16 protein-coding genes and 1 pseudogene are annotated in these 21,999 nt (G+C 63.5%); 15 read left to right on the plus strand and 2 right to left on the minus strand.

The window, feature by feature from the left end; all coding sequences use genetic code 11:
* Nucleotides 1-6 precede the first annotated feature (6 nt).
* From AB5Y48_RS07915 to AB5Y48_RS07945, 7 genes are all read left to right on the plus strand, one after another.
* A complete protein-coding gene (locus tag AB5Y48_RS07915; RefSeq protein ID WP_368164137.1) occupies nucleotides 7-825 on the plus strand; it encodes an enoyl-CoA hydratase-related protein in 819 nt (272 codons plus the stop codon).
* A complete protein-coding gene (locus AB5Y48_RS07920) occupies nucleotides 822-2,732 on the plus strand; it encodes a biotin carboxylase N-terminal domain-containing protein (RefSeq protein WP_368164138.1) in 1,911 nt (636 codons plus the stop codon). The genes AB5Y48_RS07915 and AB5Y48_RS07920 overlap by 4 nt, the downstream gene beginning before the upstream one ends.
* Complete coding sequence (locus tag AB5Y48_RS07925) at nucleotides 2,733-3,647, plus strand: hydroxymethylglutaryl-CoA lyase (protein WP_060586728.1); 915 nt, start codon at nucleotides 2,733-2,735, stop codon at nucleotides 3,645-3,647.
* On the plus strand, nucleotides 3,644-4,033 hold the full coding sequence (locus AB5Y48_RS07930; protein WP_050665969.1) for a MerR family DNA-binding transcriptional regulator: 390 nt from the start codon (nucleotides 3,644-3,646) through the stop codon (nucleotides 4,031-4,033). Before AB5Y48_RS07925 ends, AB5Y48_RS07930 begins: the two co-directional genes overlap by 4 nt.
* 37 nt (nucleotides 4,034-4,070) lie before the next feature.
* Nucleotides 4,071-4,832, plus strand: a complete 762-nt coding sequence (locus AB5Y48_RS07935; protein ID WP_368164139.1) for a substrate-binding periplasmic protein — start codon at nucleotides 4,071-4,073, stop codon at nucleotides 4,830-4,832.
* Between the two features lie 28 nt (nucleotides 4,833-4,860).
* Entirely contained in the window at nucleotides 4,861-7,701 is a 2,841-nt protein-coding gene (locus AB5Y48_RS07940; RefSeq protein WP_136613733.1) for a DUF748 domain-containing protein, read from the plus strand.
* Between the two features lie 183 nt (nucleotides 7,702-7,884).
* A complete protein-coding gene (locus AB5Y48_RS07945) occupies nucleotides 7,885-8,478 on the plus strand; it encodes a GPR1/FUN34/YaaH family transporter (RefSeq protein WP_050665966.1) in 594 nt (197 codons plus the stop codon).
* Between the two features lie 87 nt (nucleotides 8,479-8,565).
* On the opposite strand, the gene asd is transcribed toward AB5Y48_RS07945, so the two are convergent.
* Entirely contained in the window at nucleotides 8,566-9,681 is a 1,116-nt protein-coding gene (asd, locus tag AB5Y48_RS07950; protein ID WP_050665965.1) for an aspartate-semialdehyde dehydrogenase, read from the minus strand.
* 313 nt (nucleotides 9,682-9,994) lie between these two features.
* Here asd and sugE point away from each other — a divergent pair.
* From sugE to pflB, 4 genes and pseudogenes are all read left to right on the plus strand, one after another.
* Nucleotides 9,995-10,306: pseudogene (sugE, locus tag AB5Y48_RS07955) on the plus strand (quaternary ammonium compound efflux SMR transporter SugE); the annotation flags it as partial.
* Between the two features lie 132 nt (nucleotides 10,307-10,438).
* A complete protein-coding gene (gene ycaO / locus AB5Y48_RS07960) occupies nucleotides 10,439-12,199 on the plus strand; it encodes a 30S ribosomal protein S12 methylthiotransferase accessory factor YcaO (RefSeq protein WP_368164152.1) in 1,761 nt (586 codons plus the stop codon).
* 365 nt (nucleotides 12,200-12,564) lie between these two features.
* Nucleotides 12,565-13,413 carry a formate transporter FocA gene (gene focA / locus AB5Y48_RS07965; protein ID WP_060588281.1) on the plus strand — a complete coding sequence of 283 codons (849 nt, stop codon included), beginning with the start codon at nucleotides 12,565-12,567 and terminating at the stop codon, nucleotides 13,411-13,413.
* Between the two features lie 42 nt (nucleotides 13,414-13,455).
* Nucleotides 13,456-15,738: a formate C-acetyltransferase gene (gene pflB / locus AB5Y48_RS07970; RefSeq protein ID WP_050666015.1), complete on the plus strand. Its 2,283-nt coding sequence runs from the start codon at nucleotides 13,456-13,458 to the stop codon at nucleotides 15,736-15,738.
* Between the two features lie 133 nt (nucleotides 15,739-15,871).
* Here the strand turns inward: pflB and AB5Y48_RS07975 are convergent, their stop codons facing one another.
* Nucleotides 15,872-16,339 (minus strand): DUF4357 domain-containing protein, encoded by a 468-nt coding sequence (locus tag AB5Y48_RS07975; RefSeq protein ID WP_050666014.1) that lies wholly within the window; start codon nucleotides 16,337-16,339, stop codon nucleotides 15,872-15,874.
* Nucleotides 16,340-16,481: 142 nt separating this feature from the next.
* On the opposite strand from AB5Y48_RS07975, the gene AB5Y48_RS07980 reads away from it, so the two are divergent.
* The 4 genes from AB5Y48_RS07980 to AB5Y48_RS07995 all read left to right on the plus strand — a co-directional run bounded on the left by AB5Y48_RS07980 (nucleotide 16,482) and on the right by AB5Y48_RS07995 (nucleotide 21,996).
* On the plus strand, nucleotides 16,482-17,150 hold the full coding sequence (locus AB5Y48_RS07980; RefSeq protein ID WP_368164153.1) for an ABC transporter ATP-binding protein: 669 nt from the start codon (nucleotides 16,482-16,484) through the stop codon (nucleotides 17,148-17,150).
* Nucleotides 17,147-19,567 (plus strand): FtsX-like permease family protein, encoded by a 2,421-nt coding sequence (locus AB5Y48_RS07985; protein WP_368164140.1) that lies wholly within the window; start codon nucleotides 17,147-17,149, stop codon nucleotides 19,565-19,567. The genes AB5Y48_RS07980 and AB5Y48_RS07985 overlap by 4 nt, the downstream gene beginning before the upstream one ends.
* Entirely contained in the window at nucleotides 19,564-20,613 is a 1,050-nt protein-coding gene (locus tag AB5Y48_RS07990) for a lipocalin-like domain-containing protein (RefSeq protein ID WP_368164141.1), read from the plus strand. The genes AB5Y48_RS07985 and AB5Y48_RS07990 overlap by 4 nt, the downstream gene beginning before the upstream one ends.
* A 375-nt stretch (nucleotides 20,614-20,988) precedes the next feature.
* Nucleotides 20,989-21,996: an HAD family hydrolase gene (locus AB5Y48_RS07995; protein WP_368164142.1), complete on the plus strand. Its 1,008-nt coding sequence runs from the start codon at nucleotides 20,989-20,991 to the stop codon at nucleotides 21,994-21,996.
* Nucleotides 21,997-21,999 lie beyond the last annotated feature (3 nt).

Raw genomic sequence — 21,999 nt, forward strand, 5'->3', positions numbered from 1 at the left:
GGCCCCATGAACGGATTGAGAGTGGAGCAGCACGGCCCGGTCGCCGAGCTCATCCTGTGCCGCCCCGAGCGCCACAACGCCCTCGATGAGCGGCTCATCGAGCAGTTGCAAGAGGCCCTGGAGGATCTTGGGCACGCCCATAGCCAGCCCATCGAGCGGCGCCCCCACGTCCTTATCCTGCGCGCCGAGGGGGCCCATTTCTGCGCCGGGGCCGACCTCAACTGGATGAAGAGCCAGGCCCACAGCGACTTCGAACACAACCGGGAAGATGCCCGCCAACTGGCGCGTCTGCTCCACATCCTCCATACCCTGCCCATGCCGACCCTGGCCCTGGTGCAGGGGGCGGCCTATGGGGGAGCCCTGGGTCTCATCGCCGCCTGCGACATGGCCATCGCCGCCGAGGATGCCCGCTTCTGCCTCTCCGAGGTCTCTCTGGGTCTGGTGCCCGCCATGATAGCCCCCTATGTGGTACGGGCCATGGGGGGGCGTCAGGCCCAGCGCTATATGCTAAGCGCCGAGCCCTTCGACGCCATTACCGCCTGCCGCCTGGGGCTGGTACACGAGACCGCCCGCACCACCGAGCTGCTCACCCAGGGCCGCCAGCGAGCCGTGCGCCTGTGCCAAAACGGCCCGGAGGCGATGAAAGAGACCAAGCGACTGCTCGCCCACCTCTCTCTCGATCCGGCTCTCTATGAGGAGATCACGGTCGACGCCATCGCCCGGGTGCGTGTCGGCAAGGAGGCCCAGGAGGGGATGCAGGCCTTCTTCGACAAACGCCGCCCCGCCTGGCGCCAACATCAGGACCCCGACAAGGAGACCCCATGAGTCCGATCCGTCGCCTGCTTATCGCCAATCGGGGCGAGATAGCTTGTCGCATCATTCGCACTGCCCGCACCCTCGGCATCCACACTATCGCCGTCTACTCCGAAGCCGACGAGGGGGCACTTCACACGACCCTGGCGGACGAGGCCTGGCCCATAGGCCCGGCCGCCGCCCGGGAGAGCTATCTCGACGGTGAGAAGATACTCGCGGTCGCCCGCGCCGCCCGTGCCGATGCCGTGCACCCGGGTTATGGCTTTCTCTCCGAAAACGACCGCTTCGCCGAACGTCTCGAGCAGGAGGGGCTGATCTTCGTCGGCCCACCGGCCAGCGCCATCCGCGCCATGGGAGACAAGGCCGGCGCCAAGGCGTTGATGGCTGCCGCAGGCCTGCCCCTGATGCCCGGCTACCACGGGGAAGATCAGAGCGAGGCCACCCTGCTCGCCGAGGCCCGCCACATCCCCTTACCGCTGCTCATCAAGGCGGCGGCAGGGGGCGGCGGCAAGGGGATGCGCCGGGTCGACCGACTGGAGGATCTCTGCGAGGCGCTCGCCTCGGTGCGCCGTGAGGCAGCCAGCGCCTTTGGCGATGAGCGGGTGCTGCTCGAGCGCTATCTCGAGCGGGCCCGCCATGTGGAGGTGCAGATCTTCGCCGACCGTCACGGCCACGCCATTTATCTGGGGGACAGGGACTGCTCCTTGCAGCGCCGCCACCAGAAAGTGATCGAAGAGGCCCCGGCGCCGAGCCTGCCCGACTCGCTGCGCCAGGCCATGGGGGAGGCCTCGGTCGCTGCCGCCCTGGCCATCGGTTACGTGGGGGCCGGCACCATGGAGTTTTTGGTCAGTGGTGACGACTTCTACTTTATGGAGATGAACACCCGACTACAGGTGGAGCACCCGGTCACCGAGTGCGTCACCGGCCTGGATCTGGTGGCCTGGCAGCTGGGTGTCGCCCAGGGAGATCCCCTCCCCCTGACCCAGGAGCAGGTACGGCTCACCGGTCATGCGGTGGAGGCCCGGCTCTATGCCGAGGACGTGGCCGCCGGTTTTTTGCCGGCCAGCGGCCCCATTGAGTGCCTCACTTGGCCGGACGGGGTGCGCATCGATACCGGTGTGCGCGCCGGGGATATCATCAGCCCCCACTACGATCCCATGATCGCCAAGTTGATCGCCCACGGCCGGGATCGCGCCGACGCCCTGGCCAGACTGGCCTGCGCGCTGGATGCACTGACCCTGACCCCCCTGAGCCACAACGGTCCCCTGCTGGCACGCCTGTGCCGCGACCCGGATGTGCTGACCATGGCCCACCACACCCAGTGGCCTCTGCCGACCGCTGATGCCGCCCCCCCGGAGATCGCCTGGCTCGCCGCCGCCCTGCTACTGATGCCACAGACCGGCGACAGGGATCCCTGGCTGCAATTTCGGGGCTTTCGACTCGGGGGATTTCAGGAGCTGCAACTCACCCTGCAACTGGGGGAGATGCGGCGCCCCCTGACGCTCACCTTCGATCGCCGTTCCCATGTGGCCTGGCAGGGACAATGGATCCCCTGGCGCCGGGAGGACTCGCAATTGCAACTCTTTATTGGCGGGCACTGGTGCACCATGGGGTGGCGCGGGGCGGCCCTCCATCTGGAGGGCGCCGCCTACCCCTTCCTCTTGTGTCACCCTGACCTTGACCCTGTCGAGGCCGAGGCGGCACACGGCGCCATCGCCCCCATGCACGCCATGGTGGTGGAGGTGCTGGTGCGCACCGGTGAGCGGGTCGCCAAGGGGCAACCTCTGGTGGTGCTCGAGGCGATGAAGATGGAGCACACCCTGCGCGCCCCCGAGGAGGGGCAGGTCGCCGCCATCCACTGCACCCATGGCGATCAGGTCAGCCAGGGCATGACGCTGGTCAGCTTCGAGGAGACCTAGATGAGCGATCGTGTAACCCTGGTGGAGATGGGCCCCCGGGATGGCCTGCAAAACGAACCCCACCACCTCCCCCTGCCACTTCGCATCGAACTGGTGGAACGCCTGTGGCGCAGCGGCCTCTCCCGCATCGAGGTGGCGGCCTTCGTCTCCCCCAAGCGCGTTCCCCAGATGGCCGACTCTGCGGCCCTGCTGGCCGCCCTGCCCCGCCACCCGGACCTGCGTCTCGGCGCCCTGGTACCCAACGAGCAGGGACTCATGGCCGCCCTTGGCGCCGGCGTGCAGGAGATTGGCCTCTTTACCGCCTGCTCCGAAGGCTTTACCTTGGCCAACATCGGCATGGGTATTGAGGAGTCTCTGCTGCGCTTTGGCCCCCTGGCCAGCGAAGCCCGCCGCCACGGGGTCCGGGTGCGGGGCTACCTCTCCACCGTCATCGCCTGTCCTTATGACGGCATCACCCGCCCCAAACGGGTGGCTCAACTCGCCGCCCGGCTGCTCGACCTTGGCTGTGACGAAATTTCCCTCGGCGATACCATAGGGGTCGGCACGCCGGGCAGCGTGGCGCCCATGCTCGACGCCGTGCTCGGCGAGGTACCTGCCGGCCAGGTGGCGGTCCACTTTCACGACACCTATGGCCAGGCCCTGGCCAATCTGTTACCGGCTCTGGAGCGGGGTATACGCATCATCGACAGCTCGGTGGCCGGGCTCGGCGGCTGTCCCTATGCACCGGGGGCCTCGGGTAACCTGGCCAGCGAAGAGGTGGTCTATCTGCTGCAAGGGCTGGGGCTCGACTGCGGAGTCACTCTCCCGCTCCTGGCCGCGACCGGAGAGTGGGTCAGCCGGGCGCTGGGGCGCCCCAACGGCTCGCGCACCGGGCGAGCCCTCTGTGCCAAGGCGCGTCAGGAGGTGCACTCATGAACCGAACCTATACCATCTCCCAGCTGGCCCAGGAGTTCGACATCACCCCCCGTACCATCCGCTACTACGAGGATGAGGGGCTGCTGACCCCCACCCGGGAGGGGCAGAGTCGCATCTATAACCAGCGGGATCGCACCCGCCTCAAGCTGATCCTGCGGGGCAAACGGCTGGGTTTTAGCCTGGCCGAGGTGCGCGAACTGTTTGAGCTCTACGATGCCGATCCCTCGAGCCGCACCCAGCTGCACTCCATGCTGGCGCTGATCACGGTGAGACGCGCCGCCCTGGATCAACAGATGGAGGATATCCGCATGGTGATGGCCGAGCTCGAGGCAGCCGCAAAACGCTGTCAAAGGGCCCTCGATGACTTGAATTCCGGTGCCGCCTAGGAAAAGCTGAGAGTGGGGCTTGAGCGGGGGATGATGGATGAGGTGGCTGACTGGATTGGGGTTCTTTTTCGCCTGCTTCGCCTGGGGTACTGTCGAGGTGAAGGTCGGCGGCTATCCTTTCGCCCCCTTCGTGGAGAAGCGCGCCGATGGGGGTTGGCAGGGGCTGACGCTGGATTTAATCGAGGCGCTCAACGCCGGGCAGTCTGACTATCACTTCCTCTTTGTCCCCACCTCGAGCGCCAACCGCTATGAGGCGCTGCAGCTTGGTCGTTTCGACATGATGCTGTTTGAAGACGTCAACTGGGGTTGGAGCAGTGAGCGGATCATGATCTCCCCACCCTTTCTGTTTGACGGCGAGCGTTACATCGCCCTCAACAAGCCGGGCCGGGACCAACGTCTGTTCGACCAGATCGACAAGCTGCGTCTCATCGGCGTCAAAGGGTATCACTACGGCTTCGCCGACTTCGAAGGGGATCCCGCCATCTTGCAACAGCGCTACGACATCCTGCTGGTCAAGGATAATGTCAGTATCATCAAGGCACTGCTCCTGGGCAGGGGCGATGTGGGGATCATCACCCAGGCCTATCTGCAGCGCTATCTTGACCAGCACCCCGAGCTCAGGAAGCAACTGCTCATCTCCCATAACTGGGATCAGCGCTATCAGCTCAGGGCCCTCATCCATCCCGCATCCAGGGTGAGCCTTCCCATGCTCCAGCATTATCTTGGCGAGCTGGAGCAAAAGGGGGTACTGACCAAACTGTGGCAAGCCTATGGTTTGAGCGCCGTCGCGGTGCGATAATGGCGCCATCAAAGGCCTGAGTGAATCCATGTCGTACTCCCAGCTTCGCCGTTACTGGCCCCTCATTCCGTTTACCCTGCTGATCTTGCTGATCTGGCAGACCCCCGTGCTCCTGCATCGCTATCTGCCCCCCTGGCTGGCCGAGCACACCGGCCTGCAACTTGAGTGGCAACCTCCGGTATTTGGCCTTCACACCCTGAGCCTTCCCGCCCTGAGCCTCAGGGACAGCGCAGGAGCCCCCCTGCTCGCCTGGGACGAGCTTACCGTGGCGCCGGCCTGGTGGGACTCACTGCGTCAGCAACGCCTCATCCTTCACACCCTGTATCTGGGCGGGGCTCGCCTCGAGCTGGTACGCACCGGTGACGCCACCCTCAATCTGATGACGGCGCTGGCCCCCTTGCGCGGCGATGCCAGTGCCGCGCCCTCCGGCACCCCACCCGGGCTGGAGATTGGGCAGCTGAGCGTGCGGCGCGGTGCGATTCACTATCGCGACGAACGCGCCCTGGCCAAAGGCCGCCGGGATCCGTCGCTCACTCTGGATAACATCGACCTGACCCTGCCCGGCGTTAACCTGATGGCCGCAGCGCCCCTGCCCTATACCCTGACCGCTCGCCTCAACGGGGCGGCGCTGCAGAGCAAGGGAGAGGTGCGTCTCTCCCCCTGGACGGTCAGTGGCGACAGCCGGCTCGAGGGGCTCTCCCTCGCCCCCTTCACCCCGCTCTGGCAACCCTGGTTCAAGGCAACGATCACCAAGGGCACCCTCACCGCGGCAGCCCGCTGGCAGGCTGGCGAGGCGGGCTGGAAGATAGAGGCAGGCAAGTTGCAACTGGGCAAGGTGCATCTGGCTCGCAGCAAGGCTCAGCCCGGCCGACCGGGCGAGTGGCTCAACTTCACCACCCTCGCCCTCGACGGGATCAAGGTCGATGGCCAAAAACAGCAACTGAGCGTCAAGAGCCTGAGCTGGCAATCCCCCCATCTGGCGCTGCTACTCGACGAGCGCTATGAGCCGGACCTGATGGCCCTGCTGCCCCCCACTGACACCAAAGACACTGCGCCTCCCACACCCTGGCGCTGGAAGCTGGATAAGGTGCAGCTCAAGGGGGGGAGTATCGACCTGTGGGAGTCCAGCTCCGGCAAGTCCCGCCAGCGTGCCTTCTCGAATCTGGATCTGACCCTGGGCGCTCTCTCGGAGCGGCTCGACAAGCAGAGCCCGTTCACCTTCTCAACCCGGCTCGACCAGGAGGCCAAAGGCTCGTTCAACGGAGCGATAAGCCTCTCCCCCCTGCGCCTGACGGGGGCCCTGGCGCTTGACGAGATTCCCCTGGGTTGGGCCCAGGCCTATGTACAAAACTACCTGAGGCTGCGCATCGAGTCGGGTGCGCTCACCACCCGCCAACAGCTGCATCTCGAGCAGGACAGCGCCGGACGTTGGCGCCAGGCCACCCTGGAAGGGGGGCTGACCATTCGTGATGTCCGGGTGGTGGACAAGCGCGACAACCAGCGACTGCTCGCCTGGCAGGAGCTGCAGGTGGAGCGGCTCAAGAGCGATCTGCTCACCCTCAAGAGCGAGATAGGCCGTGTTCTTCTTGAGCAGCCCTTCAGTCGCCTCGAGATAGACAAGGAGGGCAACACCAATCTCGCCTCCCTGCTGCTGCCCAACGCCCCGACCCGGGATCCGCAGAGCGCGGGCCCAACCCCTCGCCTGCATATCGATGAGGTCGTCACCCGTCAGGGCAACCTGCGCTTTGCCGATCGCCGCCTGAGCCGGGACTTTGTGGTCGATATCGCCGCACTCAACGGCATCACCCGCAACGTCAGCAACATCCCCGGCAATCGCTCCCGGATCAGCCTGCAGGGCAAGGTAGATCGCACCGCCCCCGTCTCTATCGAGGGGAGTGCCAACCTGCTGATCGAGGAGCCGGTGCTGGATCTGGTGGCCAATTTCAAGAGCCTGGAGCTCACCACCTTCACCCCCTACAGCGCCACCTATGCAGGCTACGCCATCGATCGGGGCCAGGTCTCCATGACCCTCAAATACCAGTTGGAGGGGAGCAGGCTCGAGGGGAGTAACGACATTCGCATCACCAAGCTCAAGCTGGGCGAGAAGGTGGAGAGCCCCCAGGCACTGGATCTCCCCCTCAAGCTCGCCATCGCCCTGCTGTCGGATGCCAATGGCGTGATCAACCTGGATCTCAAGGTCAAGGGGGATCTCAACCAGCCTGACTTCAAGATAGGCAGCCTGCTGTGGAACGTTCTTGGTAACACACTGAGCAAGGCGGTCACCGCGCCCTTCTCCCTGCTCGCCTCCCTCTCGGGGAGCAGTGAGTCTCTCGATGAGGTGCAGTTTGCCCCCGGTGAGAGTGAACTGGCGCCCGCCCAGCGTGAACGGGTCGCCAGCCTGGCCGATGCCCTGCAGCAGCGCCCCCGGCTCGGGATCAACCTGCGCGGTGAGGTCGACAAGCGGGGAGATCTGCTGGCGCTGCAGCGCCAGCAACTGGAGAACCAACTCGGCAAGGAGCTGGATCGCAGTATCTCCCTCGGCGACATCGGGCAGGATCCCGAGATGCAGGAAGCCCTGGAGGATCTCTTCCAGACCACCTTCGCTGGCCCGCTCAAGGAGCAGGCTCTGGCCCATCAACTGGTCCCGGGCAGCAACGGCGCCTGGCAGTGGGGCATAGAGACACTGGCCACCCGCCAGGAGGTGAGCGACAAGAGCCTGCGCCGGCTGGCGACACGCCGAGCCCAGGCCATCAAGGCAATGTTTGTGGATGATTACAAGATCCCGCCAGATCGGGTCTTCGTCCTCGACAGCCAGATAGCAGGTGAGCAAGGGGGGCCCCGCGTCCTCTTCTCTACCGAGCTCAACTAAAAAGAGCCGTTTTCACACCAAGTGTGCAACAGCGCAAAAACAGGGGGGAAACAATCGGTTTCTCCCCTTCCCATGTTGTGGTTTTTTTTCACCAAAGCCGAGCTTTCCCCCTTGTCTCGTCCCGTGGCCATGACTAGAATCCCGCGACTTTTTAATCAATCCCCCACCTTTGGAGATCCTCACGTGAGTGAAAAACTGGCCAACCCGGCACCCCTCGGTCTGATGGGCTTCGGCATGACCACCATCCTGCTCAACATCCACAACGCAGGTTTCTTCCCGATCAGCGCCATGATCCTGGCCATGGGTCTCTTCTACGGCGGCGTCGCCCAGATCATCGCCGGCATCATGGAGTACAAGCGTGGCAACACCTTCGGTGTGACCGCCTTTACCTCCTACGGTCTGTTCTGGCTGACCCTGGTGGCCCTGATCGTCATGCCGACCATGGGTCTGGCTGAAGCCACTCCCCACGCCTACATGGGCTGGTACCTGCTGATGTGGGGCGTCTTCACCCTCTTCATGCTGTGCGGCACCGTCAACTTCCCCAAGGTGAAGCAGTTTGTCTTCGCCTCATTGACCGTACTCTTCTTCCTGCTGGCCGCCCGCGACTTCACCGGCAGCACCCTGATCGGCACCATTGCCGGTTTTGAAGGGATCATCTGTGGTGCCAGCGCCATCTACCTGGCCATGGCTACCGTGCTGAACGAGCAGTTCGGTCGCGTCGTGCTGCCCATCGGTGAGAAGGCCAAGCCGGTCGCCACCCTGAAAGCCGCCGCCTGATCACGGCGCGTCGAGATGAAAAAGGGCTCCCGATGGGAGCCCTTTTTGTTGCCAATATCCCTCCCCCGTCGGGGAGGGCGAATGCACTTAAGCACGATCGAGCAGGATGTTGAGCATGCGGCGCAGGGGCTCGGCGGCGCCCCACAGCAGCTGATCACCCACGGTGAAGGCGGAGAGGTACTCAGGCCCCATGTTGAGCTTGCGCAGACGACCGACCGGGATGGCCAGGGTGCCGGTGACGGCGGCCGGGGTCAGCTCCCGTGCCGTGATATCGCGCTCGTTCGGGATCACCTTGACCCAATCGTTGTGGGCCGCCAGCAGGGCCTCGATCTCGGCCAGGGGCAGATCCTTCTTCAGCTTGATGGTGAAGGCCTGGCTGTGGCAGCGCAGGGCGCCGACGCGCACGCACAGACCGTCGACCGGCACCGGGGCGCCGTCAATGCCGAGGATCTTGTTGGTCTCGGCCTGACCCTTCCACTCTTCACGGCTCTGACCGTTGGGCAGGGCGGTGTCAATCCAGGGGATCAGGCTGCCGGCCAGGGGCACGCCGAAGTTATCGACCGGCAGGGTGCCGGAGCGGGTCTTCTCGGTGATCTTGCGCTCGATGTCGAGGATGGCAGAGGCGGGATCGGCCAGCTCCACCGCCACCTCGTCGCGCAGCAGCCCCATCTGGGTGACCAGCTCGCGCATATGGCGGGCGCCGCCGCCGGAGGCGGCCTGATAGGTGGCCACGCTTACCCACTCCACCAGATCGGCCTTGAACAGGCCACCCAGGGCCAGCAGCATCAGACTGACGGTACAGTTGCCGCCGACAAAGGCCTTGACGCCCTCGTCCAGGGCCCGCTCGATGACATCGCCGTTGACCGGGTCCAGGATGATAACCGCGTCTTTTTCCATGCGCAGGGCCGAGGCGGCATCAATCCAGTAGCCTTGCCAGCCGCTGGCCAGCAGGCGCGGGTAGACGTCCTTGGTGTAGTCGCCACCCTGACAGGTGATGATGATCTCCTGGCTGGCGAGCGCCTCGATGTCGAAGGCATCCTGCAGGGTGCCGGCATCGATACCGAAGTTGGGGGCGGCCTCGCCGGCTTGCGAGGTGGTGAAGAAGGTGGGCTGGATGCGGGCGAAGTCCTTCTCTTCCTGCATGCGGCTCATCAACACCGAGCCCACCATACCGCGCCAACCGACCAAACCGACTTTTTTCATGATATTTCCTACCCTGGATAGCTGAGAAACTCTCGATAAAAACGCCCTGAGCCCCTTTGGCAACAGAGCGGTAACAAACATTGCGCTGCGAAAAATGCGTCTCTCCACATTACGGATTGTGGGCCGACGCGCAAGTCGATTTCTGCAATATTCCTCGTCGCTTGCTGCAACAGTGTCCCATCCGGGCCAAAGATGGCGCAAAGGCCTCTCTCCCCATTATGATGAGGACCCATGGCAGCGCGCTGCCCCGCCGGGGACGACCCTGGCGGCCCTCCTTTCGCCGGGACGACCCGGCACCGATAGTGACGCGCTCATGTCCTGGATAGTGCTACTGCTGGCCGGCCTCTTCGAGGTCGCCTGGGCCATTGGCCTTAAATACACCCACGGGTTTAGCCGCCCCCTCCCCACCCTGCTCACCCTGGCGGCCATGGGGGTGAGCATAGCGCTGCTCGCCCAGGCGGTGCGCCAGCTGCCCCTTGGCACCGCCTATGCGGTGTGGACCGGCATAGGCGCAGTCGGTACCGTGCTGCTCGGCATCCTGCTCTTTAACGAGCCGGCCAATGGTGCCCGGCTGCTCTGTGTCGGGCTGATTATCGCCGGCATACTGGGGCTCAAACTGGTCGGTAAATCCCCTGAACGGGGTGGCCGCAGGCGAGCGAGAGGGTGGCGCGCCAAATTCCTCGCCCAATGGCCTGCCAAGCCCCCCCGCTCCTGCTATTATCTGCGACCAAACATGAGCCTATCAGGAACAACAGTGATGACTGACCATACCTTTATCCCCGGCAAGGACGCGGCACTGGAAGACTCCATCGAGCGCTTCCAGACCAAGCTGCAGGCCCTGGGCTTCGATATCGAAGAGGCCTCCTGGCTTAACCCCGTGCCCAACGTCTGGTCCGTGCACATCCGCGACAAGGAGTGCCCCCTGTGCTTTACCAATGGCAAGGGTGCCAGCAAGAAGGCCGCCCTGGCCTCGGCTCTGGGCGAATACTTCGAGCGTCTCTCCACCAACTACTTCTTCGCCGACTTCTACCTGGGTGAAGAGGTCGCCAATGGCGACTTCGTCCACTACCCGAACGAGAAGTGGTTCCCCATCGAGGGCGACAAACTGCCGGCGGGTCTGCTCGACGACTTCACCCGCAAGTTCTACAACCCGGAAGGGGAGGTGACCGCCGACATGCTGGTGGATCTGCAATCCAACAACGACACGCGTGGCATCGTGGCCCTGCCCTTCGAGCGTCAGTCGGATCACCAGACCGTCTACATCCCGATGAACATCATCGGCAACCTCTATGTCTCCAACGGCATGAGCGCCGGCAACACCAAGACCGAGGCGCGTACCCAGGGCCTGTCCGAGGTGTTCGAACGCCACGTCAAGAACAAGATCATCGCCGAGGCCATCAGCCTGCCGGAGATCCCGGACGAGGTGATCGCCCGCTATCCGGGGATCAAGGCAGCCATCGACGCCCTGGAGGCCGAAGGCTTCCCGATCCTGAGCTATGACGCCTCCCTCGGTGGTCGTTATCCGGTCATCTGCGTGGTGCTGCTCAACCCCAAAAACGGTACCTGCTTTGCCTCCTTCGGCGCCCACCCGCGCTTCGAGGTGGCCTTCGAGCGCACCGTGACCGAGCTGCTGCAGGGCCGCGGCCTCAAGGATCTCGACGTCTTCATGCCGCCGGCCTTCGATAACGACGAAGTGGCGGATCACCACAACCTGGAGACCCACTTCATCGACTCCTCGGGCCTCATCAGTTGGGATCTGTTCAAGCAAGACGCCGACTTCGAGTTCGCCGACTGGAACTTCGCTGGCTCTACCCAGGAGGAGTTCGACCATCTGATCGGTATCTTCCACGAGCTCGAGCAGCCGGTCTACATCGCCGACTACGAGCACCTGGGCGTCTACGCCTGCCGCATCCTGGTGCCGGGCATGTCCGACATCTACCCGGCCGAGGATCTGCTGCTGGCCAACAACAACATGGGCGCCCACCTGCGCGAGGTGATCCTGGCCCTGCCCTCCCTGGAGTGGGATGCCGAGCAGTACATGGCCCTCTACGACCAGCTGGAAGAGGAAGGACACGACGAGCGCACCCGGGTGCGCGAGCTGCTCGGCATCGCCGCCGCCAAGGGTACCGCCCTGCACACCCTGCGAGTGGGTGAGCTCAAGGCTATGCTGGCCCTGGCCGCCGGTGAGCTGGAGACCGCCCTGGAGTGGATCGACTGGACCATGGAGTTCAACCAGTCGGTCTTCACCCAGGATCGCGCCAACTACTACCGCGCCCTGAAGAGCTCGGTAGAGCTGCTGCTCGATGACGAGCGCGAGCCCGAGCAATACTTCGCCGTCTTCACCCGCATGTATGGCGAGGCCGCCTTCCAGGAGGCGTGGCGCCATGCCAACGGTGAGGCGCGCTTCCATGGCCTTGAAAGCGGCGACGAGTCGCTGGTTCAGTTCCCCCTGCACCAGAAACTGCTGGCCGCCTATGAGAAGCTGCAGCGGGCCAAACGAGCCTTCAGCTGGCAGTAACCACAAGAGGGGGCTCAGGCCCCCTCTCTCTTTCCCGACGCTGTGCCCTTCATCACAAAATGGTGATAAAGAACAATAATTACCCCTTATTGGCTAACCCATTTAGACGTAGCAACCTGTTGAAGTAGCACGACTTTTTTTTAGCGGTAATTGGCGACTGCCAATTTAAACGTTATCAATCATAGGGTTATAAACCCATTAAAAGTGGTTTCACCGGCAACTCAACCCTAAAATAAAGCCTCAAAAGAGGCCGATTAATGTAGTAAAATTACATTAATGATTTGCGAAAATTGATCATGGTCAACTTTGGCGCCAGGTGCCTTTGCTATGATTTCACCAGACATCAACTCTCGGGTGACACTGAATTGAAAGCCGAATCCCCCTTCGATAGTCTCAAGCCTGAAGCCATCGCCGCACTGGCAGAAGACATTACCTACGGAAAAGCCACCAAACCCGCTTACAAGGCTTTCCCCCTGGCCATCACGGCCGGTGCCTTTATCGCTATCGCCTTCATCTTCTATATCACTGTCACCACGGGTGCCGGCACCATGCCCTGGGGCATGACCAAGCTGGTGGGTGGCCTCTGTTTTGCTCTGGGCCTCATCCTCTGTGTGCTGCTCGGTGGTGAGCTGTTCACCTCCACCACCCTGACCCTGGTGGCCAAGGCGGCCAACCGCATCACCTGGGGTCAACTGTTTCGTAACTGGGGTATCGTCTATTTCGGTAACCTGGTGGGGGGTCTCATCATGGTGGCCCTGATCGCCCTCTCTTCCCAATACATGGCGGCCGATGGTCAGTGGGGCCTGAACGCCATGAAGGTGGCCCAGCACAAGATCCACCATACTTTTATCGAAGCCGTAGCGCTGGGCATCCTCTGTAACCTGATGGTGTGCCTCGCCGTGTGGATGGCTTTCGGTGCCCGCAGTGCAACCGACAAGGTGATCGTCATGCTGCTGCCGGTGGCCATGTTCGTCGCCTCCGGTTTCGAGCACAGCATCGCCAACATGTTTATGATTCCGGTCGGCATCGTCATCCACGCCATCGCAGGCCCCGAATTCTGGCAGGCCATCGCCGTGGACCCGGCCAAGTTTGCCGACCTGACCGTATCCAACTTTGTGTTCAACAACCTGATCCCCGTCACCATCGGCAACATCATAGGTGGTGGTGTCATGGTTGGTCTGACTTACTGGTTTATCTTCCGTCGTCATCATTAAGGATGATTGCGGACTACATCAATACCGTGAGAGGTAATGAAAATGGCAGAACTTAACGAACAGTTCCAAAAAGCATGGGAAGGCTTCGCAGCCGGTGAATGGCAGACCTCTGTCAACACCCGTGACTTCATCCAGAAGAACTACACCCCGTATGAAGGTGACGAGTCCTTCCTGGCTGGCGCGACCGAAGCTACCACCAAGCTGTGGGACAAGGTCATGGAAGGGATCAAGATCGAAAACCGCACTCACGCGCCGGTCGATTTTGATACCGACCTGCCCTCCACCATTACTTCTCACGATGCCGGCTATATCGAGCAGTCTCTGGAGAAGATCGTCGGCCTGCAGACCGACAAGCCGCTCAAGCGCGCCATCATCGCCAACGGCGGTATCAAGATGGTCAAGACCTCTTGCGAAGTCTACGGTCGTCAGCTGGACCCCATGGTCGAGAAGATCTTCACCGAGTACCGCAAGACCCACAACCAGGGCGTGTTCGATGTCTACACCAAGGACATCCTGAACTGCCGTAAGTCCGGCGTTATCACCGGTCTGCCTGATGCCTACGGCCGTGGCCGTATCATCGGTGACTACCGTCGTGTCGCCCTCTACGGTATCGACTTCCTGATGAAGGACAAGCTGGCCCAGTTCAAGTCCCTGCAGGACGATCTGGAAAACGGCGTCAACCTGGAAGCCACCATCCGCCTGCGCGAAGAGATCTCCGATCAGCACCGTGCCCTGGGTCAGATGAAGGAAATGGCCGCCAAGTATGGCTGCGACATCTCCGTACCGGCCACCAACGCCCGTGAAGCCGTGCAGTGGACCTACTTCGCCTACCTGGCGGCGGTCAAGTCCCAGAACGGCGCCGCCATGTCCTTCGGTCGCACCTCCAGCTTCCTCGACATCTACATCGAGCGTGACCTGCAGAAGGGTCTCATCACCGAGCAAGAAGCCCAGGAGCTGATGGACCACATGGTCATGAAGCTGCGTATGGTTCGCTTCCTGCGTACCCCGGAATACGATTCACTGTTCTCCGGCGACCCGATGTGGGCCACCGAGACCCTGGCCGGTATGGGCGTTGATGGCCGTACCCTGGTCACCAAGAACAGCTTCCGTATGCTGAACACCCTGTACACCATGGGTCCGTCCCCGGAGCCGAACCTGACCATCCTGTGGTCCGAGAAGCTGCCGACCGCGTTCAAGAAGTACTGCGCCAAGGTTTCCATCGAAACCTCTTCCGTTCAGTACGAGAACGACGACCTGATGCGTCCGGACTTCAACAACGATGACTACGCCATCGCCTGCTGCGTCTCCCCGATGATCGTCGGCAAGATGATGCAGTTCTTCGGTGCCCGTGCCAACCTGGCCAAGACCATGCTGTACGCCATCAATGGCGGCGTGGACGAGAAGCTCAAGCTGCAGGTCGGTCCGAAGACCGCACCGATCACCTCCGAGTACCTGGACTACGACGAAGTGATGGACAAGCTGGACCACTTCATGGACTGGCTGGCCAAGCAGTACGTCGCTGCCCTGAACATCATCCACTACATGCACGACAAGTACAGCTACGAAGCCTCCCTGATGGCGCTGCACGATCGTGATGTGTACCGTACCATGGCATGTGGTATCGCCGGCCTCTCCGTTGCCGCCGACTCCCTGTCTGCCATCAAGTACGCCAAGGTCAAGCCGGTGCGTGACGAAGACGGTATCTCCATCGACTTCGAAATCGAAGGTGAGTACCCGCAGTTCGGTAACAACGACGAGCGCGTCGATGCCATTGCCTGCGACCTGGTTGAGCGCTTCATGAAGAAAATTCAGCAGCTCAAGACCTACCGTGGTGCCGTTCCGACCCAGTCCGTGCTGACCATCACCTCCAACGTGGTGTACGGCAAGAAGACCGGTAACACCCCGGATGGCCGCCGCTCCGGCGCTCCGTTTGGCCCGGGTGCCAACCCGATGCACGGTCGTGACCAGAAGGGTGCCGTTGCCTCTCTGACCTCCGTCGCCAAGCTGCCGTTTGCCTATGCAAAGGATGGTATCTCCTATACCTTCTCCATCGTGCCGAACGCACTGGGCAAGGATATGGATGCCCAGAAGGCCAACCTGGCCGGTCTGATGGACGGTTACTTCCACCACGAAGAGAGCGTAGAGGGTGGCCAACACCTGAACGTCAACGTGATGAACCGCGAGATGCTGCTCGACGCCATGGAAAACCCCGAGAAGTACCCGCAGCTGACCATCCGTGTCTCCGGCTATGCCGTTCGCTTCAACTCCCTGACCAAGGAGCAGCAGCAGGACGTCATCACCCGTACTTTCACTGCCACCATGTAATTCATAGGTTCAGTGATAAAACCGGCGCCTCGTGCGCCGGTTTTTTTTTGGCCTCTTCAGGGCGACCGGGGTCAGGATGACCGGAGGCCCGGACTCTGGCGGAGATCCAATAAAAAAGCAGGGTCTCCCCTGCTTACTCTTTCTTGCCAAACCCTGACTGTTTCAGGGTATGGCCGCTGCTGTTGTGCCAGGCATCGAGACCGCTTCGGTTGTTCCCTGCCACCAGGCTGGCGGCGAGGCTCGGGCTGTTGAAGAGTTGATCCACCGTGAAGCGATATCCCTCGTCATGACGCGCGAGGGCCCCCTTGGCCAGCAGCTCTTCGCGCAGCTCGATCACCGCCTCGCGCAGGGAGGCCGCATCCTCGCCGTTGGCGGTGGAGCCCGCCAGCACCATGAAGCCCGGGCTCTGGCGCTTGCCCACCGGGTAGCCCTGCGCCTCAGCACCCTTCACCGAGAAGTGGTAGATCTCCCGCTCGCCGGGGCGACTCTCGGCCAAGGCCCGTTGCAGGGCCATCAACTCTTCATAGATGTCGATCGGCACCACAGCAGCCTGCCGGTTGCCCTTGCTATCGACGATGAAACTCACCTGTTTCTGTAACAGCATCCCTGAGATCCCCTGAGCCAGAATGGCTTCTATTTTAACCATCCCGGACAGAGGGGATCCAGCCTCGGGCGCCTCTGGTTTTGCCACCCATGTCACCAACTGGCATAGTAGTAACCTCTTGACCTGGCTGGATATCCCCATGATCACCCTGAGCGGCGTGCGCAAGTGTTTCGATACCGGACGCCAGTCCCTGACCCTTTTTACCGGGCTCGACCTCACCCTGGCGCCCGGCCGTCTGCACCTGCTGCTTGGGCAGAGCGGCTCGGGCAAGTCGACCCTGCTGCGCCTGATTGCCGGACTCGAGCGGCCCGACGCCGGCACCATTACCCTCGATGAGATCCGTCTCGATACCCTGGCTGCCGATCCCATGGCACGCCTGCGCGGTCGCCACTTCGGCATCGTCTACCAGGAGTACAATCTGCTGCCCACCCTCAAGGTGTGGGAGAACCTGGCCCTGGCCCTCGAGGTCAACCGCCTGCCGGTGGATAAGGGCGCCATCATGGCCCTGCTCGATCGCCTCGGCGTGGCGACCCAGGCCGATCGCTTCCCCGATACGCTATCCGGTGGGCAACGCCAGCGGGTCGCCCTGGCCCGCGCCCTCATCCACCGCCCGCGCTGGATCCTGGCCGACGAGCCCACCGGCAGCCTGGATGAGGCCAACGCCGCCCAGGTGATGGATCTGCTGGTGGCGGCGGTACGCGAGCAGGGGTGCGGCCTGCTGCTGGTCAGTCACAACCCGGCCTATGGGGCTCTGGCCGATCGGGTGCTGCACCTGGAAGGCGGCGCCTTGCACGAGTCACGCCCATGAGCCTGGCCCTGCGCTCCCTGCTGCGCCTCTATCGCACCCATCCCTGGTTGCTGCTGATGAGCCTGTTTGGCCTCATTCTGGGGGCCGCACTGGTGGTGGCTATCGATCTTATCAATCACAGCGCGCGCACCAACTTCGTGGCGGCCCGCACCCAGATAGAGGGAGAGGCCAACTGGCGCCTGGCTCCCGAGGGGGGCATCGACGAGCGGCGTTTCGTCACCTGGGCCACCTCCCTCCCGGGACTCGATGCCGCCCCCCAGATCCACGCCTGGCTGCGCGACGAGACCGGCCAGCCGTTTCAGCTGATCGGCATCGATCCTCTCTTCGGCGGACCATTGCGCCGCCTCATTCAATCCGGCGCCCCCGAGCCGGCCAGTGAGGATGAGCAGGCGGTCTGGATCGCCCGAAAAGAGGCGGCCCGCCTCGATTGGCAGCTTGGGCAGCCACGCACCTTCCTGCTCGCCGAGCGACGCCTCACCCTGCGCCTGGCGGGTCTGCTCGAGGAGGGGGAGATCCCCCTCGATCACCTGCTGGTGACCGATATCGGCCTGGCCCAGCAGTGGCTGGGACGCGAGGGGCGCATCGATCGGGTCTACTTTCGGCTGGACGAGGCCGGGGTGAAGGCGTTGACGGCCCGGCTTGCTCCCGGCGAAGCCCTCGAGCGCACCGGCCCCGAGCTCGATGCCAGCCGGCTCGGGGATGCCCTGGCCCTCAATCTCACCGCCCTCTCCCTGCTGGCCCTGGCGGTGGGGCTCTTCCTGGTCTTCAACGCCCAGCGCTTCGTGCTCTCGGTGCGTCGCCCCCATCTGGCACGTCTCATCACGGTCGGGCTGGGGCCAACGCGCCTGCTGCGCCTGCTCGCCACCGAGCTGCTGCTCATCACCTTAACCGGCGCCCTGCTCGGCATGATGCTGGGGGTGGCCCTGGCGGCCGCCCTGATGGGGCAGGTGGGGCAGGCCCTGGGGGATCTCTATGGCCCCAACCCCATCCATCTGCTGCGCCTGACCCCCCTCACCTTTATCAAGACGCTGCTGCTCTGTCTGGCCGGGGTGGTGGCCGCCAATCTTCCCGCCTGGTATGGCCTGCTGCGCCGCCCCCTGCGCGAGCTGGAGCTACCCGGCCCCGGGATGAGCCGGCCTCGCCTGCGCCGATGGATGGCGCTGATGCTGCTCGGACTTGGCGGCGTGCTGCTCGGTTGGCAAGCAAGCGGCCTGCCCGGCGCCCTGCTGCTCTCGGCCTGCTGGCTGCTCTCCATGGCCCTGTGGCTGCCGGATCTGCTCACCCCGCTGCTGGGGCGACTGCGCCACCTCAGGCGCAGAGAGCAGTCGAAGAATGGACACAGAGGCGGCCCCTGGCTGCTACGCCTGGCCATGAGCGATCTCGACTTCGAGCGCGAGCGCAACACGGTGGCGGTGATGGCCCTGCAGCTCGCCATCGCGGCGGCCATCGGCATCGGCGTCATGGTGGCGAGTTTTCGCCTGAGCGTGGAAGGGTGGCTGGTCCAGCGTCTGGCGGCCGATCTCTATGTGACGGCCCCTCGAGCCCCCCAGGGGGGCTATGCCAGCCTCCCGCCGACCCTGATCCCCTGGCTCGAGGCGCAAGGATCGCTTCAGCTCTCCCGGCGACGAGTCGACTCGGCCCTGCTCGGGGATCAGGCCATCGAGCTGGCGAGCATGGAGATGATCCCGCCCCTGATGCGCGGCTATCCCCTGCTCGCGGGGCGTCTGCCCGGCCCCGGCGAGGCCCTCGCCAGTGAGCCCCTGCTGCGCCGTTTCGACCTTAAGGTGGGAGACAGGGTGCACATCGAGGGCCCCTTCGGTCGACTCACCCTGCGCCTTTGCGGCAGCTACCGGGACTATGGCAGCGACAAGGGGCAATTACTGCGCCCCTGGCAGACAACTCTTAACCCCCACTCCCTGGCGCTCTTTGCCCCCCCACCCGGATTGGAGGCCGAGTTGGCGGCACGCTTTGGAGATAGGGTGCGCCTGCTGCCCGCCCGGGGGATCCTCACCCAGGCGCTGGCCATCTTCGATCAGACCTTTGTGGTGACCGAACTGCTCAAACTGCTCATCCTCGCCATTGCCTTCGCCGGGGTCGCCATCGCCTTCATGGTGCAGGGGCTGGCCCGCGCCCCCTGGCAGCAGACCCTGCACGCCCTCGGCCTCGCCCGGGGGGAGCTGCTGCGCCTGCAACTGTGGCAGGGGGGTGTGTTGGGGCTGCTCACCGCCCTGCTCGCCCTACCGGTGGGGTATGGCCTGGCCTGGATCCTGATCGAGGTGGTCAACCCCCGCGCCTTCGGCTGGAGCCTCGCCTTCACCCCGGCCCCCGCCCACGCCGCCCTGACCCTGCTGCTCGCCCCCCTGTCGGCACTGGCCGCCTCGGCCCTGGCCTGGCACCTGACGAGAAGAGCCTCATGACGCGCTTTCTGATCCTGCTGCTGTGCGCCCTCCCCCTCTGGGCCAGCGAGCTCGGCTCCCTGCTGGGGGGCGATGCCACCGGCTTTCGCAAGGCGAGCCGGGAGCATCCCCTGCGCCTGCCCCTCGATCACGGGGCGCACCCGGACTACCGCTCCGAGTGGTGGTATCTCACCGGCCATCTCAAGGATGAGCAGGGGCGCGAATATGGCCTGCAGTGGACCCTGTTTCGCCAGGGGATAAGACCCGGCGAGGCGGCCAGCAACCCTTGGCGCATTCCCCAGATCTGGCTGGCCCAGGCGGCCATCACGGATCTGGCCAGTGGCCGTCACCTGAGCGACGAGCGCATCAGCCGCCAGGGGCCCGGCCTTGCCGGGGCAAGCCGCGGGCGCTACTGGCTGCGGGATTGGGCGCTGATCGCCCGGGGTGACGATCTCTTCCCCGCGACCCTGACCGTGAGCGCCGCCCCCTTCACCCTGGACCTGGCGGCGATCGCCAGCAAGCCCGCCGTGCTGCAGGGGGATGGGGGCTACAGCGAAAAGAGCCCGGGTAACGCCTCTTACTACTACTCCTACCCGAGGCTCTCCTTGCGCGGCACCCTCACCCTGGACGGGGAGGCCCGTACGGTGCAGGGTCAGGGCTGGTTCGATCACGAGTGGAGCAGCTCGGTGTTGGCCCAGTGGCAGGCGGGGTGGGACTGGTTCTCCCTGCAGCTTGACGACGGGCGCGAGCTGATGCTCTTTCGCCTGCGCACCAAGGCAGGGCGCACTGAGCCCGAGAGCCGCTACGCCGTGGTGATTGAGCGAGACGGCCGCCAGCGGCAGATCCCGGCCGGGCAGATACGTTTTATCCCGGGCAAGGTGTGGCGCGGCCCCAAGGGGGAGGCCTATCCCATCGAGTGGCGACTCAAGGCCGGGGATCTTAACCTCACCATCCGGGCCCGCCAGGCGAGTCAGGCCATGAGCGGACGCTTCAACTACTGGGAGGGCGCGGTGAGCGTCTCGGGGGATGCCAGCGGCCTGGGTTATCTGGAGATGACCGGGTATTAGGTTGGCATTGAGCGCCACATGATCCCACGCCGGGTGAACCAGCGATTCGATACCGCCCCGACGGTCCTGACCGAACGAGGGTGACGTTCTGGCCACTGCTTAGGGGCGACTGTCACCTGTTTCTCTTTCCTGACTCAGACTCCCCATTGACGCCTCCTGTTTTGAGGCCAGGATCCCGGCCGGGATCCATCGCCCCCGACCACCCTGAGTGTCGATCTCAACAATTCATCACCTAAACTGCGCGCTCGCTCACAGCGTCACAAGCACAAAAGACACTCATCCTCCCGTGTCAGCCCCAGTACAAGGTGGCAACCCTATGATCGACCTTTATCGGCGACCAGAACCCGCCACCAGTACTGTTCGAAGGTTAATACCATGCACATGAGCACCCTCACTGCCGCACTGTTACTCCTGACCACCTTTGCCTCTCAGGCCGCCCAGAGCGACCCTCTGCCGGCCTGGAATAACACGGCCGCCAAACAAGGTGTCCTTGACTGGATTGCCAACGCCACCGACCCCGCCAAAGGAACCTTTATTCCCCGGGAAAAACGCCACGTAGTGTTTGATAACGACGGCACCCTCTGGCCAGAAGCACCGGTGACATTTCAACTGCAATTTGCCGTGGACGAGATCAAACGCCTGGCCCCGGCACACCCCGGGTGGAAGGCGGATCCCATCGTCCAAGCCGCACTCAACAACGATTTCCAGGCTATCGCCAAGTCCGGCCGGCGAGGCCTGGCACGCTTGCTGGCCCTGACGCACAGCGACATAGATTCGAGCGAGTTTCGTCAACGCGTGACCACCTGGCTTAACCACCACCGGGATCCACGTTATGGATGCCAGTACGATCAACTTGGCTACCTACCGATGAGACAGCTGCTTGATCTCCTCAGGGCCAATGACTTCCAGACCTGGATTGTCTCCGGCGGTGGCATCGATTTCATGCGGGTCGTGTCTGAAAAGATGTACGGTATCGCGCCTCAACAGGTTATTGGCTCCTTTGCCATCAACACCTTCGCGCTCAGCCAGGAGGGGAGCGAGATCCAGAAAGGCATGAGCGGGGCCTTCTTCAATGACGGGGCGAGTAAACCGGTGGCTATCCATCTCTTCATGGGTCAGCGCCCGGTGGCGGCGTTTGGTAACAGTGATGGGGATGTTCCCATGCTGCAATACACGTCGACCAACCCTGACTACGCCCCCCTTGGATTACTGATCCACCATACCGATGGCGAGCGTGAATACGCCTACGATAGCCATCCGCCGGCAAGCGGCAAGCTGGTCGATGGGCTTGCTCAAGCCAAGCGACGGGGCTGGGTCGTTGTGGATATGAAAAACGACTGGAACAGGGTTTTCGACCCGGCCCTTTGCCCGGGGACCCCTTAAGGG

Origin of the sequence: Aeromonas sp. R6-2 (genome assembly GCF_040908155.1) — a bacterium.
Classification (GTDB): Bacteria; Pseudomonadota; Gammaproteobacteria; order Enterobacterales; family Aeromonadaceae; genus Aeromonas; species Aeromonas schubertii.